Origin of the sequence: Kosakonia sp. YIM B13588, assembly GCF_042788165.1 — a bacterium.
GTDB lineage: Bacteria > Pseudomonadota > Gammaproteobacteria > Enterobacterales > Enterobacteriaceae > Kosakonia > Kosakonia sacchari.
On sequence record NZ_JBHZPO010000001.1, the window covers coordinates 1119132 to 1142740 of the forward strand.

The 23609-nt window shown below is 47.5% G+C and carries 24 protein-coding genes and 1 pseudogene; 14 read left to right on the forward strand and 11 right to left on the reverse strand.

Translation table 11 applies throughout. The features are described from left to right. Positions 1–538: 538 nt before the first annotated feature. Positions 539–1351 carry a hypothetical protein gene (locus ACFX4U_RS05415; RefSeq protein ID WP_349350552.1) on the forward strand — a complete coding sequence of 271 codons (813 nt, stop codon included), beginning with the start codon at positions 539–541 and terminating at the stop codon, positions 1349–1351. Beyond that, on the forward strand, positions 1317–1709 hold the full coding sequence (locus ACFX4U_RS05420; protein WP_349350551.1) for a hypothetical protein: 393 nt from the start codon (positions 1317–1319) through the stop codon (positions 1707–1709). Before ACFX4U_RS05415 ends, ACFX4U_RS05420 begins: the two co-directional genes overlap by 35 nt. A gap of 6 nt (positions 1710–1715) precedes the next feature. Here ACFX4U_RS05420 and ACFX4U_RS05425 read toward each other — a convergent pair whose 3' ends face one another. The 4 genes from ACFX4U_RS05425 to ACFX4U_RS05440 are packed head-to-tail and all read right to left on the reverse strand — an operon-like array spanning position 1716 to position 4696. Continuing rightward, positions 1716–2762: a tyrosine-type recombinase/integrase gene (locus tag ACFX4U_RS05425; protein WP_349350550.1), complete on the reverse strand. Its 1047-nt coding sequence runs from the start codon at positions 2760–2762 to the stop codon at positions 1716–1718. After that, entirely contained in the window at positions 2763–3638 is an 876-nt protein-coding gene (locus tag ACFX4U_RS05430; protein WP_349350549.1) for a BRCT domain-containing protein, read from the reverse strand. A gap of 38 nt (positions 3639–3676) precedes the next feature. Continuing rightward, on the reverse strand, positions 3677–4300 hold the full coding sequence (locus tag ACFX4U_RS05435; RefSeq protein ID WP_349350548.1) for a hypothetical protein: 624 nt from the start codon (positions 4298–4300) through the stop codon (positions 3677–3679). A gap of 9 nt (positions 4301–4309) precedes the next feature. Then, positions 4310–4696 (reverse strand): helix-turn-helix transcriptional regulator, encoded by a 387-nt coding sequence (locus ACFX4U_RS05440; RefSeq protein WP_349350547.1) that lies wholly within the window; start codon positions 4694–4696, stop codon positions 4310–4312. A 304-nt stretch (positions 4697–5000) separates the two neighbouring features. On the opposite strand from ACFX4U_RS05440, the gene ACFX4U_RS05445 reads away from it, so the two are divergent. The 9 genes from ACFX4U_RS05445 to ACFX4U_RS05485 all read left to right on the forward strand — a co-directional run bounded on the left by ACFX4U_RS05445 (position 5001) and on the right by ACFX4U_RS05485 (position 12702). Next, complete coding sequence (locus tag ACFX4U_RS05445) at positions 5001–5204, forward strand: DNA-binding protein (RefSeq protein WP_349350546.1); 204 nt, start codon at positions 5001–5003, stop codon at positions 5202–5204. Between the two features lie 10 nt (positions 5205–5214). Further along, on the forward strand, positions 5215–5445 hold the full coding sequence (locus ACFX4U_RS05450; protein WP_349350545.1) for a hypothetical protein: 231 nt from the start codon (positions 5215–5217) through the stop codon (positions 5443–5445). Continuing rightward, positions 5435–5665 (forward strand): phage filamentation protein Fil family protein, encoded by a 231-nt coding sequence (locus ACFX4U_RS05455; protein WP_349350544.1) that lies wholly within the window; start codon positions 5435–5437, stop codon positions 5663–5665. Before ACFX4U_RS05450 ends, ACFX4U_RS05455 begins: the two co-directional genes overlap by 11 nt. Positions 5666–5747: 82 nt before the next feature. After that, entirely contained in the window at positions 5748–5954 is a 207-nt protein-coding gene (locus tag ACFX4U_RS05460) for a hypothetical protein (RefSeq protein WP_086874021.1), read from the forward strand. A gap of 3 nt (positions 5955–5957) precedes the next feature. Beyond that, positions 5958–6197, forward strand: coding sequence for a DUF2732 family protein (locus ACFX4U_RS05465; protein WP_349350543.1), 240 nt, complete (start codon positions 5958–5960; stop codon positions 6195–6197). Next, positions 6197–6421: a TraR/DksA family transcriptional regulator gene (locus tag ACFX4U_RS05470; protein WP_349350542.1), complete on the forward strand. Its 225-nt coding sequence runs from the start codon at positions 6197–6199 to the stop codon at positions 6419–6421. Before ACFX4U_RS05465 ends, ACFX4U_RS05470 begins: the two co-directional genes overlap by 1 nt. Next, positions 6421–7284, forward strand: a complete 864-nt coding sequence (locus tag ACFX4U_RS05475) for a DNA adenine methylase (RefSeq protein WP_349350654.1) — start codon at positions 6421–6423, stop codon at positions 7282–7284. The genes ACFX4U_RS05470 and ACFX4U_RS05475 overlap by 1 nt, the downstream gene beginning before the upstream one ends. A 31-nt stretch (positions 7285–7315) precedes the next feature. After that, complete coding sequence (locus tag ACFX4U_RS05480) at positions 7316–9775, forward strand: replication endonuclease (protein WP_349350541.1); 2460 nt, start codon at positions 7316–7318, stop codon at positions 9773–9775. A gap of 146 nt (positions 9776–9921) precedes the next feature. Further along, positions 9922–12702, forward strand: a complete 2781-nt coding sequence (locus ACFX4U_RS05485) for a hypothetical protein (RefSeq protein WP_380218599.1) — start codon at positions 9922–9924, stop codon at positions 12700–12702. A gap of 435 nt (positions 12703–13137) precedes the next feature. On the opposite strand, the gene ACFX4U_RS05490 is transcribed toward ACFX4U_RS05485, so the two are convergent. Both ACFX4U_RS05490 and ACFX4U_RS05495 read right to left on the reverse strand, forming a co-directional pair. Then, on the reverse strand, positions 13138–14190 hold the full coding sequence (locus ACFX4U_RS05490) for a phage portal protein (protein ID WP_349350539.1): 1053 nt from the start codon (positions 14188–14190) through the stop codon (positions 13138–13140). 2 nt (positions 14191–14192) lie between these two features. After that, a complete protein-coding gene (locus tag ACFX4U_RS05495; protein ID WP_349350538.1) occupies positions 14193–15830 on the reverse strand; it encodes a terminase large subunit domain-containing protein in 1638 nt (545 codons plus the stop codon). Positions 15831–15928: 98 nt separating this feature from the next. On the opposite strand from ACFX4U_RS05495, the gene ACFX4U_RS05500 reads away from it, so the two are divergent. From ACFX4U_RS05500 to ACFX4U_RS05510, 3 genes are read left to right on the forward strand one after another with little or no spacing between them, the layout of a single operon-like run. Beyond that, on the forward strand, positions 15929–16537 hold the full coding sequence (locus ACFX4U_RS05500; protein WP_349350537.1) for a phage tail protein I: 609 nt from the start codon (positions 15929–15931) through the stop codon (positions 16535–16537). Beyond that, positions 16534–17697, forward strand: coding sequence for a phage tail protein (locus ACFX4U_RS05505; RefSeq protein WP_349350536.1), 1164 nt, complete (start codon positions 16534–16536; stop codon positions 17695–17697). Before ACFX4U_RS05500 ends, ACFX4U_RS05505 begins: the two co-directional genes overlap by 4 nt. Positions 17698–17711: 14 nt before the next feature. Beyond that, a complete protein-coding gene (locus ACFX4U_RS05510) occupies positions 17712–18179 on the forward strand; it encodes a tail fiber assembly protein (protein ID WP_380218596.1) in 468 nt (155 codons plus the stop codon). Between the two features lie 84 nt (positions 18180–18263). Here the strand turns inward: ACFX4U_RS05510 and ACFX4U_RS05515 are convergent, their stop codons facing one another. From ACFX4U_RS05515 to ACFX4U_RS05535, 5 genes and pseudogenes are all read right to left on the reverse strand, one after another. After that, complete coding sequence (locus ACFX4U_RS05515; RefSeq protein ID WP_313509589.1) at positions 18264–19367, reverse strand: acyltransferase; 1104 nt, start codon at positions 19365–19367, stop codon at positions 18264–18266. Between the two features lie 319 nt (positions 19368–19686). Further along, a complete protein-coding gene (locus tag ACFX4U_RS05520; RefSeq protein WP_313509587.1) occupies positions 19687–20175 on the reverse strand; it encodes a phage tail protein in 489 nt (162 codons plus the stop codon). A gap of 11 nt (positions 20176–20186) precedes the next feature. Next, a pseudogene (locus ACFX4U_RS05525) lies at positions 20187–23139 on the reverse strand (phage tail tape measure protein). Continuing rightward, a complete protein-coding gene (locus ACFX4U_RS05530) occupies positions 23129–23332 on the reverse strand; it encodes a GpE family phage tail protein (protein ID WP_380220873.1) in 204 nt (67 codons plus the stop codon). Before ACFX4U_RS05530 ends, ACFX4U_RS05525 begins: the two are co-directional and overlap by 11 nt. After that, complete coding sequence (locus ACFX4U_RS05535; RefSeq protein WP_313509585.1) at positions 23296–23595, reverse strand: phage tail assembly protein; 300 nt, start codon at positions 23593–23595, stop codon at positions 23296–23298. The genes ACFX4U_RS05530 and ACFX4U_RS05535 overlap by 37 nt, the downstream gene beginning before the upstream one ends. Positions 23596–23609 lie beyond the last annotated feature (14 nt).

The following is a 23609-nucleotide window of genomic DNA, read 5'->3' on the forward strand; positions in this document are numbered from 1 at the left end:
GCTGTATGGAGAAGCTTGCCGTAGCACAGGCACGAGGAAGCATACCCGCACCAGCAAATGTACGGATTTAATTACCGCTCCGGAAGGAATGCGAAATGAAAGCAGAAAATTTAAGGATATAAAACGTCTCGCCAACGGTGAGATACAACCGCAAGGTTTCAGTAATTCCGGTGGCTTGCAGGGCAGCAATGCCCTCTTCATAATATGAAACCGAATGGCGAAAGGATGGCGAAGGCTGGAAAACAGGCATAAAAAAACCGCCTTTAAGGGCGGTTTCACGACACTGCTTATCATTGATTTTATTGTTGTTTTCCCATGGTACCCGGAGCGGGACTTGAACCCGCACAGCGCGAACGCCGAGGGATTTTAAAAACTATCGAGCCGCTTTTAAAATCATAACATTATGATAATTATACTAATATATGCTGGCTTATGATGGCTTATACAGAGCACCACGTGTTTCTTATCGCCACTTCTGATACACTAAAAAAACTGTTTACACGGATTTTTTATCCAATCTAGGATCATACAATCACTTATGATGAAGCCGCTTTTAGCAGCAGGCAAACTGATCACTGAATTCGCTCATCATCTGAGTAATGGGACAGTACCTGATAATTTTACTATGCGACGGATGGAAAGAGAGATTTCATACGCCCAGAACGAACCAACGATATACTACACAGCTACTGCTTTTCTTTATGCTGTAAAGGGCGATCTAAACCATATGATCAGCACCTTTGAATATGCATGCCAATGGGTAAAAGATGCTTCTGTTGGCAAAAATTACCTTTTTGCGTTGGTATGTACATATTCTTCAGCTAAGTACTCAGAAGTTGCAATCAGGCTAGCATCTGTATACCCGTATTCTGCTTACCTCAACCTATGTGCTGCCTTTGAATCATTGCGGTTGGGGCGTCGGGATAACTTCCTGGAAAATTTCGACAACACGATCAAATTGATAAATGATGCTAGCCTTAGAGAAGAACTCATTTTTCTAAGAGACTTTGAGGATCAACGACTGTCTTCCGCATATGACGTCTCAGGGTGCAATCAAGAACAATTTGTCTTGATCTCCAGATTTATCCATCAAATTCTTGATAAATTTAAAGTGAAGAAATATGCCACTGCTATTGATGCTAGTTGTGGGGGGAGTTATCGCACGGTTTGTTATGACACATCAGTCGAGAAAATTGTCGATATGAATTTTGCACTTGTCGATTTGATTTGTGACACTACTCAACTCGATAATTGCCAATTAACTCCTCAGTTTCTATGGGAAGAAGTTAAAGATAATTCGCAGGAAAACAGCGAAGATGACATATTCACTAAAGTCGCAAGATATTCTTGATGTTGCTGAAGCATTAATGAATATCCAGAGTGAGGCCGCATATCGCTCTGCTATATCACGTTCCTATTATGCAATGTTTCATGCTGTTTTGGAGGCTCTTGAATCTAATCCTCCTTCAAGCCAAAATCATCATGCAGCATTGATTCAGTACCTTCAGAATGCTGATAGAGAACCAAACGAAAAGCTATCTGCGCGAACGAGAAAGAGGCTTTCTATTTTTTTACGACAAGAGCGTTTCAATAGAAATCGTGCTGATTATGAGCTTTCACGCCGTATGTCTAATAAAGAAGCGGAGCAGTCTTTTTTAACCGCTACACGCTTCATGTCTCTATGTAAAAATGAAATAAACAAGCAATAACGTTAGCTATTCTGAACACGATTCGGTTATCTCGTTACTGCTTGTTTCACTGCTGGCCCGGTTATCAAATGGATTAAGCGCAACAGCAGCATCCAGATGGCTCGGCGCGAAATGAGAGTACCGTATTGTCATCTTAATGTCGGTGTGGCCGAGTATGCGTTGGAGCACCAGAATATTACCGCCACGCATCATAAAATGGCTGGCGAAGGTATGCCGTAGCACATGGGTAAGTTGACCGTCCGGCAGCTCAATCCCCGCCCTTTTCACTGCCGCCTTAAATGCCTCATAGCAGGGAGTGAATAGCGCCCCTCGCTTCTTCGGTAGCAGTTGGCTAAGGGCTGGCGAAATGGGAACCGTGCGATTCTTTTTGCCTTTAGTTCGGGTATAGGTGATTCGCCCAGGCAAGATCTGAGACTGTTTAAGCCCTTCAGCTTCTCCCCAGCGGGCGCCGGTTGCCAGGCAAATGCGAGCAACAATACCTAAATCAGGGTTACGGGACTCATCGCATGCGGCAAGAAGGTGATCGATCTCACTCTGATAAAGGAACGCCAATTCCTGCTCTTCCTCTTTAAACTTCCGGATACCTGATAGCGGGTTTTCTCCCTGCCATTCGCCCAGGCGTTTCAGTTCCGCAAATACAGCATGTAGATACGACTGTTCACGGTTCACGGTTGCTTCGCTTAGCTTCTTCTTACCCTTCGGATTCCATTCGCCACTTAGTCGACGCTCACGATAAACAGCGAATACGTTTTTATTAAAATCTGTCGCAAATGGGTCATTTAGCCTTTCACAGATCGCCAGCAGTTTGTTTTTGCGCTCTTCACCGGAAGTAAGTGCCTTTCCATACATCTCATACCAGCGATCAATAAGTTCCGACAGATGAGGGCCGGAACCACTACCAACCCCCTCCGTGGAAATACGATTCATTAACCGGCGCTCATAAGAGAGCGCCTCACCTTTCGTGGCGAACTGTTTACGTGTACGGCTTCCGGTTGCACCATGCGGGTAGCATTCGCAGAGCCATTTGCCGGAAGGAAGCTTACGAACGGTCATTTAGGCAAAGCTCTTCCATTGCTCTTCGCTAATAATTTTCAATTTAGTACCTTTCTCATCGCGATAAGATACCGCCTTCTCAATCTTTCTTCCGTAGGACTGGAACCGCCAGTCCCTCGCGCAAAGCGTGCCAATTATCAGATAATCAATTTTTTGTGTAACAGTGGAGCTAATCTTTGCACCTGACGCACGGAACTCATCTTCGCAAACGCTTCGCTTACCATGCAAAAATTCTCCCGTAAGACACACCGTAGCACCATCAAGCTCAAGCGAATCAATAGTATCAAGAGGTAAGGATGTTGAAAGGCCATCAACGACGCCTTCTTCAATATTACTGCCAGTAAAATCTATTAATGCAGATTTTAAGGTGTTGCGCTCTTCCTCAGTGATAACCCCATCATCCAGGATCTGCTTAACCACTGCGTAAAGTTCTTTGCCGGGGTAGTTGTTTTTCAATGCCGCATTTTTTGAGAGGAACCAATTAAGATAGCGAATTTCACTCTCATTGAGTTCCTGATTGGCAATCATTCCCTTGCATAAACCTTCCAGTAAGTGCTTATCTGCGTCTTCAGAGAAGAGATCTATATTAGGAATGTCCAATAAGTCTTTTTGAATAGTAATTAAATCCGCTTTCAGAAATTCCAATTCGACTTTTTCTATCACCCCATCAGCAAGGATATCGGAAAGCCTGCGCTTAATTGTTTTCACGCAGTAGTTATTACTGATAGCCTCAGCCTCAAGCAGCCAAGTATCAAGGTAGAGCACTTCTTTACTATCAAGAGCACCGTCACTTAATAGACCATCAATGATGCTTATCAGATTGGCAAATAACTTACTTCTGTTTCTAACATAACTAAATGTGCTGAGTTCCGTCATAACTAATCACCTCTTGTTGAGTGATATATTATTACTCTCTAAAAAAAGAGAGCACCCACGACCAAACCTACAATAAAAACGACGATAATTTCTTTGGGATAATCTTTTAGCCAGGTTGCAATATCAGAGCGATTGTTTGTTGATTCATTCGCTGGTTTCGTTTGATTTTCTTCGTCCAGCCAGGACAGAGCCATCTGTAGCTGCGGGCGCGTAAGATCATTAAATCTTCCGGTACCAAAATTGATATGGCAAAAACGAATGAGACGTTGCCGGGAGTCCCCTTCCTCGCTATTTCTCAGCAACAAATGGACAAGCGCTTTCCTTGCGTCACCATCTTTACAGCGTTCCAGTATTGCCTGAAGGAAGCTAACGGCTGTCTGGTACTGATTAACCGTCATTTCATCAATGCTTGAGACGCCAATTTCTGCATGCATTCTTTGCCAGATTTCATAGGCTTCACCTTCCCCCGCTTCAGCTATGGAAAGAACTAACTTATTAAGTTCTTTACGCTGTGCTTTTACGAGTGGGCGCTCGTCTCCCTCTGTAGAAGGTATCGCTATATTGATTGTTCGCTGTGCATCAAGCCGTTCTATCTGGATGTTATTTTCATTAAAGTCGCGGCCCGCATTGCGGTTTTGATTTCCAGTAGAATTTACCGTCATTAAACATCCTTACTTTTTATTTTCGCTGAAATCCCTTCCCGCTACACGGTTCCCATGTCCGGTGACATTTATTGCCGTATCTGACGCCAAATTTCCGGCATTCAGAGCAGCAAGAGCAGCAGCTTTAACGGCAATAGGAGCAGAACGAAATAGATTGATTAGATGTTGTTCATCCTCGTTTAGAGCTTCAGCAGACCGAACCCCTGTGACAACAAACTGAACGTCTACCCCAAGTTTTGATACTGCGAAAAGATAAGACGCATCCGGATACCGCTCGCCTTTTTCGTAATTCAATTGCGCCAATTTTTTCACTCCACCCACGTCGCCAAAAGCTAACTGACTTAAGCCAAGGCGTTCGCGTTCCTCTTTCAGACGCGCCCCGATATTCTCTCGCATACAAAAACCCTTGGCACAGGTATTCAAACGAATACCACAATGTGATTCACGAACACTTAGCAGATCACAATATACCACTATGACGCAAGCTAACTACACCAGCAGGTCTCGAACCCCTAAAAATTCAGTGGCCGGTCGCCCTCTGCCGCTGCGACTCAATCCTGAAGAACGACACATCATTGAAGAAATGGCCGAGAAAGAAAGCCGCTCAGCCAGCAATATGGTACGTGTCATTTTCCTTCGTGGACTTGAGTCACTTCTTCACGTCTCAACTGCTAACAAGTCCGAATAAAAGGAGTGAAAAATGTCTGGGATCACAATCAATATTAATGTGAGCACACCCTACGTTTCTCTTAAGCGGTATTCAGAAATGACAGGAATACCATTCGAGACATGCCGGGGCATGATGGAAGATGGCCGTATTATTATTCGCCCCAAAACACGAAGGATGGAAAAACCTGAGGTCAATTTAGTAGCAATGCTCAAAGATGCCATTGCAAATAGTTAAAGGACGTGAAATGAAAAATAAATATCCTTTAATTGAGGCGGGTAAAAATCTTTTCCTTTACCGCGGTTTTACTATAAGAAAGGCACCGCGCAATAACATTATTAAATGCGCAACGTATTTAATTAATCAACGCGATGATTCTAATTCTTATGATAATTATCTGGGCCGTGATTTTGCGCTTGCTGAAGCCATGCGTACCGTTGACCACATGTTAAAAGCCGGGGGCAGCCATGCACGATGACGGCCCAACACTGGCAAGCTTGCTGCGCAAGGGCTGTCAGGTCACGCACTTTAAGAACTCGCGCGGATGGCTCGAAACTCCGGACGGGAGATTTTTTAAGCCCGAACCGGCCAAAGTTCAATTTATCAAAGGACTGAATAAACCTTTTATTTATGTCCGAAAGGTTAATAAAGGATTTGCTACCACACTAACCGAATTAATTAAAAAACTGATTAACTAATTCGGTCTTAAAAAATCGTTCCTGCTCTCACCACTATTTAAAACAGTGGCGGATTAACTCATCCCTGAAAAGAGGAAACACCATGACGAGACGAGATCAGTTTAATTTCATTCTGCATATTATTTTGCCAGCCATAGAAAACGAGGGGTTAACAATCAAAACCCAGCGCGACGGTGAAATTACATTATCCGCTCAAGGTTCTATTGCTGAAGATTTCGTTAAGAACTTGCGTCAGCACTGCATTGAAGAATTGCAGCGCCCTTCTACATCGTCGGTATATGGAGCTTAAGAAATGCAACGTCGAAATATCGAAACCCGTACAACAAAAATCGGCCCCGATGATGCCGGTCTGAACGATCTGCTGACTGCCGCCCGCATGGATGAACGTCGCGCCCGTCTGGAAGCCATGGCGGCGAGGCTGGATTCGCTGGCTGGAAGAATTACCAGCCGCCAGCTCAGCTACAAAGAAGCCAGTGAGCTTCTGAGACAAGAGGCGATCAACGTAGCCAATGCCATCGGGGAGATCATCTGATGGCGGACGAAATTGATATTGCGCAGCAGTACGAACATGAGGAGCGGGAGCGCTACATCCTGAACGCCCGCAGCAAACAAACTTCCGTTTCCCGCCTGACCTGTGATTGTTGCAGCGCGCCAATACCTGAAGCACGCCGTATTGCCGTACCTGGGGTAGAGCTGTGCGTGACGTGCCAGACCATCAGCGAATCAAAAAATAAACATCTCCGGGGTAAGAAATGATCAGCACCATTCTCAAATGGGCGGGTAATAAATCCGCCATTATGCCCGATCTGTTACAGCATCTTCCCGCAGGCGGTCAGCGTCTGGTTGAGCCTTTCGCGGGTTCCTGTGCTGTGATGATGGCCACTGACTATCCGGCCTATCTCGTCGCTGATATCAACCCCGACCTGATTAATCTCTATTGCACCATTGCCAGCGATTGTGACGCGTTCATTGAACTGGCTCAGATCGTTTTCGAAAGCTACCCCACCTCTGACGACTATTATCACATCAGGGAAGCATTTAATCAGGATGCTGCTTTGCCACTCAGCACCAGAGCGGCTTATTTTCTGTACCTGAATCGCCATTGTTATCGAGGCCTTTGCCGCTATAACGGCAGCGGTGGTTTCAATGTGCCATATGGCAACTACCGCGCCCCCTATTTCCCAGAAGCCGAGATACGTGCATTTGCTGATAAAGCCACACGCGCAACCTTTATCTGCGCAGGGTTTGAAGAAACGCTGAGCATGGTGCAGAGCGGCGATGTTGTGTACTGCGATCCACCGTATGACGGCGTGTTTTCCGCGTATCACACTAAAGGATTCAGTGAAGACGATCAGTATTGCCTGGCATCCGTGTTAACACGACTGGCGGCGGAAGGCTTGCCGGTTATCGCATCCAACGCCAACACAATGCTGGTTTCCTCCCTGTATCGCGCTTTCACCCTCCACCGCATCAGCGCATCGCGGGGGATCGGCGTTGCTGCTGGCGACGGGAAAAAAGCCACTGAAGTGATCGCCGTTTCGAACAGCAAACCATACACCTCGTGGATTGGTTTCGATCCTGCTAATGGCTGTGAAAAGTGCGTTGAACTCCATCCATGAGTAAAGCGCTCTGCTGCATCGGGGCAACAAAATGACCACGGAAAACCGTGGCCGTCGCGCCCCTTCTACACCGCCTCCCTTTCCGGGTAGTTCTGATGATGCTACCCGGTACGCCTATGAGTGGAACAAACCAAGAAAGGCCATTTATGTCGATAAGACACCTGCTGTTGATCTCGTTGAGCTGGGTCAAGAGCAGGAGTTTTTAGACTGGGTTAAACGTACCCTTCAAACTCTCCCGCTGTTCATTCGCCGCCGTCTGGCGGTGCGCATTGACAGCATTCACTCTATGAAAGGCCGCCATATCGCCAGGCTGGCCGTGCGGGATATTGTCAGGCGAGATCTGCCACATATTCAGGCTGTAACTGAACAATATGCCATTCCGGTTGACAGCGATGGCGAGGCATACAGTGAACTCAATACGCTTTACCACACGTTTAAGAACCTGGGGGAACTAACGCGCCGGTTTAATAACCTGCCGGATTACTCAGCCGAAGACGTGGAATTGATGGCGCAGGATATCGCCATCTACATGACAGGCGTTCTCAGCGAAGTAAACGACGATATAGCGGCACTGGATGACCGCCAGTCAGCGGTGTGGCTGTATAACGAAGCCGCGCGCCTGACTCTCTATTTTCGTCAGACGCCACCCGGATCGGGCAAACGTAAGTTGCGCCTCGACGAACTCGCCACTGCGATCAGTAAAATGCTGGATTCTCGTTGGTGGCATCGCGCATTAAGAAAATACGCAGTTCGCTGGCGCGAGCATCTGCATATCGCGTTTGGTGACGTGAAACGCGACATATCGCCCTATTGCAGCAAACACCATGTCAGCGAGTGGGATACACGGCGTAAACGTAGCCGCGCGATCATGAGCAAGCTGGAGCTGGAAGATCAGGACACAAAAGAACGCATATCGCTGATTGAGCAGATAGATAAAAGCATCTCCAACCCGGAAAAACGGCGCATTGAGCTGATGACGCGCATTGGTGGCTTTGAAAAAATCGCCAATGAAAATGGGTTTGCCGGAAGCTTCTTTACCCTGACCACACCGTCACGTTATCACGCGTGGAGTATGTTCGGGCACCGTAATGCCAAATGGAGCGGCACAAGCCCACGCGCGGCACAACGGTATCTAAACCGCATCTGGCAGCAGATACGCGCAGAGCTGGCCCGCCGAGAAATTCCCGTATTCGGGCTTCGCGTGGCCGAGTCCCATCACGATGGCACGCCACACTGGCACGGGTTATTGTTCACTGCCCCGGAGCATGTCAGCGAATTGCGCGAGGTAATGCAGGACTACGCCACCCGCGAAGATGCCGAAGAACTACGCAGCAGAAATGGCAAGTTGCCGCGCTTTGAAATGAAGGATATCGATCCGGAGAAAGGCAGCGCGACAGGCTATGTCGTTAAATACATCTCTAAAAATATCGATGGTTACGCGCTCGATGGCGAAGCCGACGACGAAAGCGGCAGACCGTTAAAAGAGACAGCAAAACACGCTACCGCCTGGGCCTCCTGCTGGGGTATTCGTCAATTTCAGTTTTTAGGCGGCGCGCCGGTTTCCGTGTGGCGCGAACTGCGCCGGATGCACGATCAGGCGCTGGCAGACAGCATAAATCCGCTATTTGGCGAGCTGCATCGCGCTGCCGACTCTGGCGACTGGCAGCAGTATGTGCAGTTGCAGGGCGGCGCATTTGTCGCACGTAAAAACCTGGTCGTTCGCATCTGGTATCAGTTGAAGGATGAACCTAACACTTATGGCGAATACCAGAACCTGATCAAAGGCCTTGTCATGCCAGCGGTCAACATTGAACCGGTAATCACCCGCCTTAAAACCTACTGCATCGTGAAGATAAAGCCCCCTGTTTCAGATGGCACGGGTTTGGCTGTTGACCTTCAGGGCGCGTCCGCGCCCTCTTGGACTCGTGTCAATAACTGTACAGAGGCGAAAAAACAAACAACTCCGCCACCATCAGCACCGTCAGAAATAGCCGTATCAGCTGGCGCTGACGGGCCGGAGCAAATTGTGATCGGGCAATTAACGCGCGAACAGAAAAAACGCATTGCTGAGAGCATCCGAAACTACAAACCGGAACGGAAGAAATCACCCGCCGAAGAGTTTGAGGCGCTGGCGCACGCTATTACGTCAGGTGAGCACACGGAATATGATCAGGCACGCGCCGAAAGTTACCTGCGCGCAGCATGTGAACTACGGAAGCAAGAGCAAGCCCTTACGCCAGAAGTTGAAACGCTGGCTGGACAGGTTCAGGTTTGGGCACAGATCAAAAAAATCCAGATCAGTCGGATTCAGGCCATACAGCTGGCGCGTGGCGAAGAAGTCACTGCGCTGGATACCGTGTATCGCGCGAACCCACGTACAGGTGAACTTGTTATTACCGATGTAGATAAGCAATGGAGAAAAACCCTGGCAACTCACAAGAAAAAAATATTTATAGACCGTTGGAAAACTGCTATCAAAATGTGCAAATGATATTGAGCATTGTCTTAACTTTTTCATGTAGTTGACAAATATTAATGACGGAATAGGATACAGTGCTAGAGGGTAGAAAAATCGCTTACCTTTATGAGATATCTCACTGACTAATCTTAATATCTAAAGTGGCTTTAGGTTTAAATATGGATAATAACACTGTAATTTCGCACATTACAAAATCGACAAATAAAGAAGTTAAATCTTCAAAATATTTTTTATTTTTCACTCTAATTGCAGGTTCTTTCTTCTTCTTTAAAAAAAATTTGTTTGGAGATGAATATACCTGGTTGTTTATTTCTTCAGCAGATATATTTAAACAAAAACTAGGTTGGATAAATAGCACCTGGGGGAGCATACTGTCAATACACGGAACAATAGCAGCTTTATCAATAACCTTCATGGCGATGTTTGTTCAGCAAGTTGCTGAAGCATCAAATAAAGATTTTATGCATATTACCAGACAGCTGGTTCTCCGGAGATATGAATTTTATAAATTTAGCATTGATGCTGTTTGCGGTTTGTTATTTGGAGTTTTCTTTTTAGCTGTTGGTGGAGGTGTCATACATTATTCATTATCAATGGCATGTTCTGTTTATTTTATTTATCAGTACATGAAAATATTCAAAGACCTATATTTTATTACAGAAAAAAGAGAGATAGTCACCGATATATTAATGAGCAAAATCAAAGAAATTGGACAATATATAAAAACAAAAAATCATAAAAAAACCATAACAACCCAATCATTTATTGATTTCGTCAAAACTCGCCAATCCTTAATTGTGGAGTATGACAGAAACTACGCGGAAAGAGAAAGTAAACAGCTTATAAACCCTTATAACACAAAAGATAAGGTATTGGTTGCATTCAGCAAAGATAAAATCATTGAACTAGATAACTATATTCTTAAAAAACATAGCAATGGGGACATAAAATTATTATTATTACCGTCATTTTATGATGCATCCTTTATCAAAAATGCATATATTTTCCATGATAGAGATTTTGACTTCACGTCAGATGATAAATTAAATAAACTAATAAGCGACTGCTTTAGTGCATCAGAAATTGACGAGAGCGACTATTTTTATAATTCCATTGAAATCAATACAAATCAAAGCTTAATAAACTCTCTAATCACAAATGACATCCACCAGCTTAATTTTTGCATCGAAACGCTGAGCATATTAATTATATCTTCAATGGAAATAGATATCTTCCAGAAGCTCCAACGAATGATTATTGAAACCCCAGCATCAAAAAACATCTCACCGGAGACACTTGCTTATTTTTATAAAGAGCTTTTTTATAAGTTTTTTAATGAATATTATGCTTTCACAGCTACGGTTTTCGATTACATGTTCGCCGCGCCTCGCTACATTTTTGATAAAGAAACATTTATTCATTACGCAAAAATAATAAATGAGTTCTCAACAGAGAGAGTAATGTATACACAAAATGAAGATCTCTTTATTAACTATATTAAAATGGCTCTTGACAACTTAATCAGTAAATACTATTCAGTTTTCTTTTTAAACTCAGACTTTTTAACAAAAAAAATCAAATATCTATCTCATCACAATATTGAATCTCTGAGTGATAGGCAAACATCGGTAATCGATGCCACTCTTACTGTCTTGAGCTACATTAGCACGAGGCTAAATCTTTTATATAAAAAATCTGATGAAAAACCGCTTCTTGAAATAAAAGATAGCAATGAAGAAATAACAAAATTAAAAGAATTATTACTAATGTGGTTGAATCCTGAGTTCTTTAAGGAAATATATTACAACCCAAGTACTTATGATATTTTATTTCAAAAAAAATCAAAATTTTATAACTACCATCATGAGGCAACACTAAAAGAGGTTGGTTCTATGGAGGTATCAAGCATTGAAAATGGATATCATAGATCTGTAGCTCTGGCGTTATTGTTCTTCAAAAGCACTGTTTATAACACTGGCCTAAGCACAATATACATTCGTAACATTGAAGAGATCATTAATAGTAAAAATATAACTACATTTGACATTGATAAAATAGAGAAAATTCTTCAATCTGAATACTTTTCGCAGATCATTTCGTTGCTAGAAATATCACCAAGCAATCCACAACTAGTAGGATATGAAAGCAGACGTGATAATTCCATAACAGCGTTCGAAGAAATTAAAAGTAAGATAATGCAGCTCACTATGGATAAAATAATTGCAAGTAAATATGATTCGAAATTAACTGAAAAATATAACTGCGACATTCAAAATGCTTTCCTTAAAGATTTGAATGAATTCATTGAAGATGACAACATTTCACGGCTTCAAAAAGATAGCAACTATAAATTAGACCTCATCATTGATAAAAGAGAAATAATAAAACCTTTAAACGGCGAGTTTTATTCGCAGTCGAGCAACATTCATAAACAATCAATCATTAATGATTTAGTGTTAAAACTAATCCGATCCATGGATGAGACAAAGCTGAATTTTGAAAAAATTAAAACCCCCAATATTCTACCCAGCGATATAAAACTCATAAGTATTAATTCCCTGAGACGCGAGCCAGAAGATAGTTATAAACTATACCGCGGCCATCGAATAACAAACCAACAGCATAGCAAACCCTTTAATGAGGATGGATTTTATTACATTAACTTCAATAACTGCTTTACTTTTTTTGCGCATAAAGAAAATTTAATAAAAACATATTTCCATAAAATAAGCCCTGAATTATTAATCTCTAACAGAATAGAGGTAAATAATCAAAATCTCGAAACCTATGTACATATGGAAGTATTCATAGAGCTGGAGTGGTTAAATAAAGATCCACAACATGTATATTTCATTAGCAATGAAGATTGCCAAAAATACATCGAAAATGAAAATGACATATTAAAATACATGAAAAAGACGCCTCCTAAAAAGGAATGAATTAGACAACTCACTGATCAATAGTTTTTAAGTGCATAAATTCGCACAATTTTGCAAAAATTTTGACGCTTTTTTGGAGAGGTGTCTGACCAAGACAGACGCACCAAGTAGCCTCATTTGCAAGTGCACAAAAAGAGGTACGTTTAGCGCACAGGCGAGGCGGGGGAGCAAGCGCGCGCTTTGGGGTGCAAGGCAAGGGTCAGATTGTCTCTGATCTGATGCCTGAGCCGCGCTATATTGCCGCGCACTCGCTCCGGCCCTGCGCTGGGACGGGTGAGAAAATGCCGCCTCAGAGCGGCTTACATCGCGTCTGGTGAGGGGTACGGAAAACGATGCCCGACAGGCGACGGGCAGTGCCGGAAGGTGAAAAAATTAGAATGATTTTCGGGAGTACAGTCGCGACACCACCACTCCTGATGGTGTCTGACGGAATGCTCAGGCGCTGTCGGAGAGAAGTGCATAAGGGTTGAAGCGGATCACCTCTTCGCCCAGCCAGTCATTGACGTGTTTCATGGCTTCCATCACGGGTGTCAGCTCATTGATGGCAAACACCCTGGCAGCTTTTTCCACATCGCCAAACGAGCCATTACCCTCCGGGATGGCGCCCATCAGTTGTGGTGGTACGCGATGCGCGGCAAGAATGTCGTCGCGTGTTGCCGACTTCACACCGATAAACTCATCCTTTGCCGATATCTGGCTGAACGGCAGGATCTGAACCGAGTCTTTCCCGCCGCCTGGCGCATGCAGCAGTATGTTCTTGAATGCCCCACCCCGCCGCGTATCCGTCAGCGTTTTCTTGAGCTTGTCGAGACTTTCCTGATCGGCAATGGCGCTGTTCACGTAAACAATGCAACCTGCATGGCTGCCGTTGTCATAGTAGAGCTTGCGGAACTTGTCAGCCGAGTGCGACAGGTTGGCCGACAGCAGCCCTGCAAAATACTCCGGCATACCGTAGATATCCTGGTGAATATCCGGGTTAATGACGTGGCACACTGAGCCAGTCCTGAACTGGTGATCATCCAGGCCCGCCTGAATAAACCAGTAGGTATCAAGATCGGAACCTCGACGGGTGTACTTGGCGAGTGAATGGCGCAGCCCCAGCGGGCCACCAAGCAGATTTGATCGCAGCTCAAGATAGGCGTTACCGAACACAAACCAGTCAAGCGCAAAGGCAGAGAACACCTGACGGGACAGCAACCGGTGCGGGATAAAACACCCGGCCAGCACGTTGCGTTTGAACATCAGCGCAGACTGGTGCCAGCTCGCATAGCCAAACTGCCGCGCCAGCCCGTACCAGCTGATCGGTGTTTCGTAATAGCGGCCATTGTTGGCGCAATACATGCTGTCCAGCAGGTCATAGGATGACGTGAGCGGCCATGGCCCGTCAAAGGTGAAAGAATTCAGTCCCGGCTGGTTTTTCAGTACAGAGGCCAGGTCTGCCTGCTCCCCGGAATGCTGCCGCGCACCGGGATATTTTTTTTTGCTCAAAGTCAGTACTCCATAACGGTCATGGTATTGCCGCCGTCAGCGCCCAGCGGTTCGTTGATAGTGGCAAGCATGGTCGCCCAGGCTAAATCACCGTGACTGACGCCACGGGCGCGGTCAGTGTCATAGGTGATCACGCCGCCCGGTGTGACCACTTTTCGCACCGCGCTGAACGCCGTGATCAGGTCATATTCTCCCCGGTCATACTCCCAGCGACCGGCGCGGATCATTTGCAGCATTTTCAGTACCAGCATGCGCTTGCTGGCGGGCGAAAACTGGTAGCACACTGCCGCCGGAAATTTCTTCTTCACGAGCTGATAAACCGCCTCACCGATGCCACTGCCATCGATACCAATGTGCTGAACGTTGTAGCGGGTCAGCATGTTGATGATCAGTTGCGCCTGCGCTTCGAATTCCATGCCACGTATGCGCTGGGTTCCGATGGTACGAAACTTGGCGCCGGGAACCAGCGGCGCCGCGTTAACCGATATTGCTCCGCTGTCACCTTTGCCGCTGGCGCCGTTGGGGTCATAGCCAATCCACACCGCGCGATCTGCCATCGGGCGCATGGCGTACGGTTTCCAGTCGGGCCAGTCGTCAAACCCGTCAACACCACAACTCAGCAACTGGTTGTAATCGAAAGCGGTTTCGCCATTTTTGATGAACACGCAGCCATACAGGTTGTCGTACTCCTCCGGGCTGTTCTCCTGCTGAATTTCCTCAATGTCAGTGAGATCCCACCCGTGATCGATGGCATCCTGAAGGGTGACGATTTGTCGCCAGATGTTGTCCGGACACATCAGGCCGCTGTTGAGTGTTTTCCAACTGGTGTCAAACTCAATCCGTTTGCCATGGCTGCGGCCTTTGTTAAACGCTTCACCACTCCAGAACGGATAGGCTTCGTGGCTTTCTGCTGACGGTGTGGAAAAATAGGTGCGAGTCAGCCCTTTCAGGGTTGCCATTGCCCCGGCCACTTTCTTCAGGTTGGCAAACTGCCCCACCCAGAAAAACTCATCAAAATAGAGGTTGCCGGTGTATGACTGCGCTGTTGCGGCTGAGGTGCCAAGAAAATGCAGCTCTGCGCCGTTCGCCAGATGGATCATATCGCCGCCCTTCAGTTCAACGTCCACTTCCTCAGCGGCAGAACGAATAAAACTGCGGAACTGATAGGCCTGACGGCGACTGGCGGAAAGGAATATCTGGTTGCGCTGATGCTTGTATTTCACATCGTCAGACAGCGCACGCAGCAACGCCTCGCGCGCAAAATACCAGGTGGCCCCCACCTGGCGGGATTTCAGTATGGCGCGGTTGCGGTGGTGGTGATTGTCGAACCAGCCGCGCTGGTGCCAGTGCAGCGAGCCAAGAATGTTTTCCCGCAGCGCCGCAATCTGCGATTCCGAGAAGGTATTTTGTTTCTTGCGCAGCTTCTTTTTCGGCTGCGTGGTCGGAGTGCCGTTATCCAGCTTTTTAAGCTGTCGTGTCAGCAGGTCGATTTCCTTGAAGTCACCGCCGGTCTTTTTATCCTTGCCGGTCAGCTGAATCAGACGCGCATCAATGGACGTGGTGACACGCTGAATGGGCGGCGTATCGTCCCATTCGTCGCGCTTTTTCCAGGCGTATACCGTGTTCTGATTGATCCCCATACAGCGCGTTGAGCTGACAACCCCTGCCGCAGATATCGGGATTGATGACACGCAATCAGCTGTATGTGTAAACGCCACTATCAGCCAGGGGGGTACCAATGAGTAACAGCCTGTTGCCACCCACCGCCAGTCAGTTTTTGCGCCGCACCGAAACCGCCACGGCAAGGATTAACGCTATCCCCGTCGAGCTTCACAAGCTCTGGGATCCGGATGAGTGCCCTGTGATATTCCTGCCCTACCTCGCCTGGGCGTTGTCAGTTGATCGCTGGGACAAAAACTGGTCGGAACAGACAAAGCGCGCCGTCATCAGGGCCGCTTTTATGGTTCACCGTCAGAAGGGAACCATCCATGCATTGCGCCGCGTTGTGGAGCCGTTCGGCTTTTTGATTCGGGTAACAGAATGGTGGCAGACCGGCGAAGAGCCGGGCACTTTCCGGATGGATATCGGCGTGCAGGAACAGGGCATCGCCGAGGAAACGTATCAGGAGCTTGAGCGGCTGATTCAGGATGCGAAGCCTCTGAGCAGGCATCTGATCGGGCTGTCGATCCAGCTCCAGAGTGCCGGTGAATTATACGTTGGCGCCGCCACGTTTGATGGCGCAGCGATGACGGTTTATCCCTACCTGCCGGAAGAGATCGCCGTTGGCGGTAATTACTACCCGGCTTCGGCCATACATTTGATAGAGAACACGAGAGTGAACGCATGACAGCAAAATATTTTGCCATTCTGACCAATCAGGGCGCCGCACGGCTGGCGAATGCGGTGGCGCTCGGTACGACACTCAATATCACGCAGATGGCAGTTGGCGATGCCAATGGGGTATTGCCAACGCCTGACCCGGCCCAGACTGCGCTGATTAACCAGAAACGCATCGCGGCACTGAATATGTTGTCGATCGATCCCAACAACAGCAGCCAGATTATCGCTGAGCAGGTGATACCGGAAAACGAGGGCGGATACTGGATCCGTGAAATCGGCCTGTATGACGACAGCGGCGTGCTGGTTGCCGTGGCTAACTGCCCGGAAACCTATAAGCCGCTGTTGCAGGAAGGTAGCGGACGCACGCAAACCATTCGCATGGTGCTGATCGTGTCATCCACGTCCGCAGTCACGCTGAAGATTGATCCTGCTGTGGTGCTGGCAACTCGACAATACGTCGATAATAAAGTGATCGAGGTAAAGGCCTATGCAGATAATTTGCTGAGCCAGCATATTGCCGCCAGCAACCCTCACACGCAGTATGCGCCGATTGCCAGCCCGACCTTTACCGGAACCCCCAAAGCGCCCACGGCAGCACAGACAGCAAACGATACACAACTGGCGACCACGGCATTTGTTAAAGCGGCCATCGCCGCACTGGTTAATGGAGCACCAGCGACACTCGATACGCTTGCCGAACTGGCAACAGCGTTGGGTAACAATCCAAACTTTTCCACCACCGTGACTAATGCTCTGGCGGGAAAGCAGCCTCTTGATAACACACTCACGGCGTTATCCGGGAAATCGGTCGCGGCTCTTCTCGAATACCTTGGTTTGGGAGATATAGCCCTCGCGGGGGTGTGTACAGGTGTTCTTGACGATGCCGGACATATCGACATACCCATGGTGGTTAATGGCGAGAAGAAAAAGCTCATCATCCAATGGGGTAGTACATCAACAACAACATCCGGATCAACAGTCACACTTCCGACGACCTTTCCAACTAAATATTGCGCGGGGGTCGGCTGTGAGGCCGGGGCTTATTCATCCATAAAAGTGGCCGCGATTATTCCATTATCACTAAGCACTATTGGTGTTTATGGACGTTCTCCCGGAACATCGGCACTGGCTAATACCAGTGTGAAATGGATTGTGATTGGTTACTGACTGAAGGAGTCATCATGCAATTTTCAGTTACAACGCAGGCTTTTTACGGAGCAGGGTTAAATTTTGGTGATGCCTTGCCATCTGATGCTGTGAGTATTAGTGAAGAGCAGGCTAACAAATTCTATAAAGCCGTTAACAGTGGATGTTATATCTACCTGATTGATCACGTACTGACAGCGTCGGAAACCAAACCCGATAATTACCACTCGTGGGACAATGAGAATAACACCTGGATACTGACCGATGCTGCAGCAGAACAGCAAAAGCGGGACCTAATTACATCAGCTGAGAATGAAAAAGACAGACTGGTAAATTCAGCACTACAGGATATCAGTGTACTCCAGCTTAAGCTTCGAGCAGGACGCACACTAACCACTAAAGAAACAACCAAGCTTAATGCAGTACTGGATTATATTGATGCGGTAAGCGCGATAGATACCAGCACCGCACCAGATATAACATGGCCTGAGTTACTGGTTTAGTCGGCCAGCAATGAAGCATTTGCGTGGCCTCTACATACTAACTCGTTAATGGTTACCAGTTAGATAACTTAAAGAGAGTGTATATTATCTAACTGTGATTTTTCTTGCCAAGGAAATAAATGGTTTTTCTATAAATCTATGTAGCACATAAGAAATAAAAATCGTTGACGCGACGAAGTAGAATAAACCAGTAAAGCCTAGCTTAGCGCTCCAAATGCCGGGGAAAAATGTAATAAACACTTTTATTATCGCCCAGTGTACCAAATACATTGAATATGATATGTCCCCCAGGAATTCTAGTGGTTTTACAGTGACATTTAAAATGTCCTCCAGGAGTAATGCAGAGATTATTATCGCCATACTTTGATAAAACACCCCGGTAATTCCCTGTGGAATGATTCCATAAAAAAACACTGAATAGATAAAAAACAATAATAGAATTATTGAAACGATTATCCTTGGTGTTTTAGGCGAATTTTGTATTCTCTCCCTGTTTGTTGTGTAAACGTAAGCCAGAATAATTCCGCCAACAAACTCCCAAAGCATCGTGGATGATAATACTTTAAATGGTGACTGGTATAAGCTTGTTAAGTGAAAATTTGAATGGGCATAAGAAGTCAATGAAAAGCTATTATTGAAATATAACTGCAGCATTACTGGCAGTGATATTAACAACATGGATGATAATACACCTCTAAATCTATAGGATAGAGTGCCGCAAAGTGCGAATAGAATATAGAAGTAAATTTCATATGTTAAGGTCCATGCGGGTCCTATTAGATTAAAACCATAGGCTGGAGCTCCAGCATTATAATCAATATGAAACAGGAAAGCGGATGCAATCACATCGGAAAATTTCTTATCACCGTAACATAATATTGAAACAATTAACCAAACCAATAGAAATAGCGGAAAAACCCTCAAAAGTCGTTTTATAGCAAATATTGATAACTTCATTTCATTTTTATTATTAGTAATAAAATATATGATGAAGCCACTCATTATAAAAAATATATCAACTCCGATTCTTGCATTTTGTAATAATTCTTTCCAGCTGTTCCCTATAAGCCCAGTTGAGTGATACAGAACTATTAATACTGCTGCAATCCCTCTTAGATATTGGATGGAGTGGATTTTCCTGCTTTCAATTATTTTACTTTTTACATTTAATTCATTCATGTTGTGCATATAAAAGTCTTTACTAAATATAGACATTCAGGTCTTTTGCTCAAAGAAATGAAGTTATTTCTATGCTCACATGATTTCAGAGCATTATGTATCTCCATAATTTACATGCAATTTATACATATTTCACCAAAAATGTATAAAAATTGTAGACAATATGCAGTTTGCGCAAAAAACATACAGAATATATCAGGTAAAAATTAACTTGATCGATACAATGCTTAGGATCCATATCGCTGCAGAGTTAAAAATGATGTTGCTCTGCGGAAGAGTGCCCTTATAAAGGGATACCGCCAGTTTCTTGACGGCATCGTGAAAGGTATTAGAACAGAGTGTTGATTGAACTACTGACCCGGTTAAACGCATTGGTTGCACTGGCTTTTAGTTCTTTCATGGCATCACTGATTGATGAGCTTTGCAGCCTGGTCCTAAAATCTTCATCAACACGGCTAAGACTGAGGGTAAATTCGATTTTTCTGGGATTGCCGTACTGGTCAAACTCAGATTTACCCCGCTCCAGGCGCGTCAGTACATACATCCCGTAAATCCGCCCATCCCCCTCAATCAGCGGCCAGGGCCGACCGGCAAAGCCAATCGTTTCAAGTGCAGAAAGGGACAGATTACCACCTGTTATTTCCGGGTAAAGCACGCCCTCCAGCGTCACGGTATCGTCGCCCGCACCGATGTATTGCCAGCTGGCAGACTGATTAACCCTTTCATTTTTAACGTGCCGCCATTCCTGCGAGTGGCGCAGCTGCTGATAGGGCGTGGTACGCAGCATAAAAACGAACATTCCGAAGACCATCATCATAAAAACGCTCCTTAATCGCGGTCGCGGAACGAACCACGGTTAGCTCTGTTGGTGGTGGCCAGCGCATCCCGGACGGCATCGCGCACCATTTTTTCAAGCTCCGGCACGGACTTACTTCCCACATCGTTGAAATTGATCTGAAACACCGGCGCAACGGAAGATGCAGCAACCGGTGCCGTAACTGCCCCTTGTGTGGCTGACGGAACGGACAGCACCCCGCCAGCCGCCGATGCAGCAACACCCGGTACAGGCTGAGTGATCACCCGCGCCTCCTGATACACGCCACGTAATGCCAGCGCCTGCGGCAGATTTTTGAATACGATATCGCCGGGGCCGATCTTCTTCGTGTTATCAGCCGTGGTTTTGGTGTTATCTGATATTTCCTTGAGACGCCGCGCTGTTCCGGATTCAGGGATGACAGGCGGAGTGGTAACCGGCGGAGGCGTTTTCGCCGGGGCATCGGGAGACCAGTTCCAGCTTTTGGGAACCATCTTTTTCTGCTGGGGATCCCACTCGTACATAACCGGCGCTTTGGGTGTCAGGCTCTCCGCTTTTCGCTTCGCTTCATCAAGCCCTGCCGGGATCAGCCCCAGCTTTTGCAGAACCCACCCTACCCCCTCCATCAAAAGGGTCAGCGGCGTCAGGAGTGCCTGCAACGCGAAACCAAAAACCTTACCAAACGTCTCACCGGCACTGGTGCACTGATCCAGGGTTTCTTTACTGGCCTGCATCGGCGACAACAGTTTTTTAAACCAGTCCCATACCTGTTTGATGCCGTCCCATATCATTGAAAACACAGGGATGAGGGAGGAAAAAGCATCACGCAGCGGCGCCAGCGCCTGCCAGACTCCACTAAAAAAGCCGAGGAAATAAGCTTTAATCGGCTCCCAGAAATGCCAGATCAGCAACCCGGCAGCCACAAATGCCGCACCAATCAACCCTATCGGACTGAGCAAAAATGAAAGCACACCGCCGAGGGCCGATACCGCTGTGGTGATCAGCCCCAGATGGCAGGCAGCCCGGTCAGGCGCAATGCCAGACCGCCAATACCTTTCACCAGTGAGCCAACTGCCGCGCCAGGCGAAAGGAATGCTGTAAGCAGCCCGCCGCGCAACGCCGGTAAAAGACCGGTTACGCCACCGATATTTTTAGAAAATGAACCGAGTAGCGCGCCCCAGCCGCTCATTCTGCCAAACACCGGGCCGCCAACGGTTCCCAGCGTGCGAAGCGCGGCAACTGTGCCTGTTATCCCTTTCCCTCCGGTCAGGAGGGTAAAGCCCAGCCGCAACTTTGCCAGCGGGCCAATCAGTATGCCTGTGACAATCGATACCGACCCAGCGCCGCAGTTAATGCCAGCGCGCCAGCCCCAACGATTAACAGCGTCTTTGCCAGCTCAGGATTTGCCTTGACCAGCCCGGCCACACGCGTGATTGTCTCATCCAGCCACTGAATCAGACTGCGCAGCGGGCCATTCACCGTATCGGATATTTCGGTCTGAAGTCCCTCCCATGCACTGCTGAGGTTGGATAAATCGCCGCCAAGGTTATCCGACATTTTTTTAGCCACGCCAGCCGATTCGCCCTGTGCTTTTTTCAGTTCAGCGATGAGCTTCTGAAGATCACCACTGCCGGCGGATTTAACCAGCGACTGCAATCCGACAAAGGCTTCCTCTCCGGCGATATCCTTGAAGAAACTCACCTGGTCAGTGGAGCCATATTTTTTGGTCGCCTTGTACAAATCGACGAGGATACTTTCAACGGGCCGCATCTTACCGGTGCTGTCGGCGACAGATACACCCAGCTCTTTCAGCGCCTTTGATGCTGCGCCGGTCGGTGCTGCAAGCCGACTCAATGATGCGCGCATTGCAGTGCCCGCGTCGCTGCCACGTAATCCACCTTTCGCCAGCATGCCCGCCATCCCGGCCGCTTCTTCCAGACTGATACCAAGGCTGGCGGCCACCGGGCCGGTGTACTTCATTGTTTCGCCGAGATCGCGCAGGTTGGTGCTCGTTCTGGTGAATGTTCCGGCCAGAACGTCACCCACGCGCCCCATATCTCCGGCCTGTAGACGGAACTGGTTGAGGATACTGGCACCAATATCCGCTGTTTCCCCAAGGGAAATATCGCCACTCAGCGCCCCGCCTGCGATGGCGGTATCCAGCACGCCGGGAAGCGCTGCCTTGATCGCCTCCGGCGTGAATCCGGCCATGGCGAGAAAGGCCTGGCCCTGTGCGGCGTCACTGCTGGAAAATGCGGTGTCTGCGCCAAGCTGTTTGGCCTGATCGCGCAACCCCTTAAACCGGGGATCTGTTTTATCCATCCGTGTCAGCGCCATCACGCGTGACATATCAGTATCAAAACCAATCGGGGTTGATAAAAAGCGCCCTGCGCCATAGCCCGCAGCGGCAGCACCGAGGGCCATGACCGTCCCTGCGCCCCGTAATTTGTCGCCGGTTTCTTTTGCCCGTGAATATTGAGCCTGAGCCTTTGTAATCGCGGCCAGTTGCTGGCGTTCCCGCTCCAGCGCCTGCGTATATTGCTCAGTTCTGCGCAGGGCGCTTTGCACCGCGCCACTTCCGGCGGTCAGGTTAACGCCGTGCTGACGGATAGCCTGTGTTACTTCACGTAGCCGGGTGGTTTGCTGGCTGTAGGTCTGGTTAAGCCGGGAAATTTTTCCGCGCAGTGTTTCAAGGTGTGCCGCCTGGGCCTCAGTAAGCTGGCCCCCTTCCCGCTGTTTCTGGTTGAGGCCATCGAAAGCCCGTTGCGTGCGGCTGAGTTTTTGCGCGGTGTCGTTGGCCTGGGCGCGCAGCTTGTCAAACGCTGACGTTTGTTTGTCGAGCTGTTTAACTGCGTCCTGTGTTTTTTTTAGTGATTCGGCAAGGCCGCCAACAGCTTTGCTGGCGGCACTGGTCGGGCGGGTGAGTTTATCGATCGCACTGAACGCGACGCGGATATTAAGATCCATGGGCTTCATCCTCATGGTTGCCGCTACGGATGGCGGCTTGCTGCCGCCATGCCATCAGTTCGCGCGGTTCCATGTCATACATGACAGAGGGCGGCCAGTGGAAAATTACAGCGATATCGGCAATCAGATCCTCAACGCTGCTAAAGAGAGCTTCCCTTATTCGTTCGCCGTCGCCGGCGCGTTCGGTACGGATGGCGCCGCTTTCGTCAAAAAAGGCGTAATCTCTTCGGCAAGTGCCACGTAATCCTGCGTATCCATTGCGGCAATATCCGCCGTGGTCAGCGCTGGCGAGGTAACGCGGGAAAGAAGCGTTGAGGTGGATTCAAAATCGAAATTGAGCACGTCAACGAGGCGCAGGCCACGAAGTGAACCAGCCTGTTTAATCGTCTCGGTGATGGTCACCACGGTGATTTCATCGTTACCGCGTTTGATGGGTTTCGTCAGTGTTACAGCCATGGGTAAATCTCCTG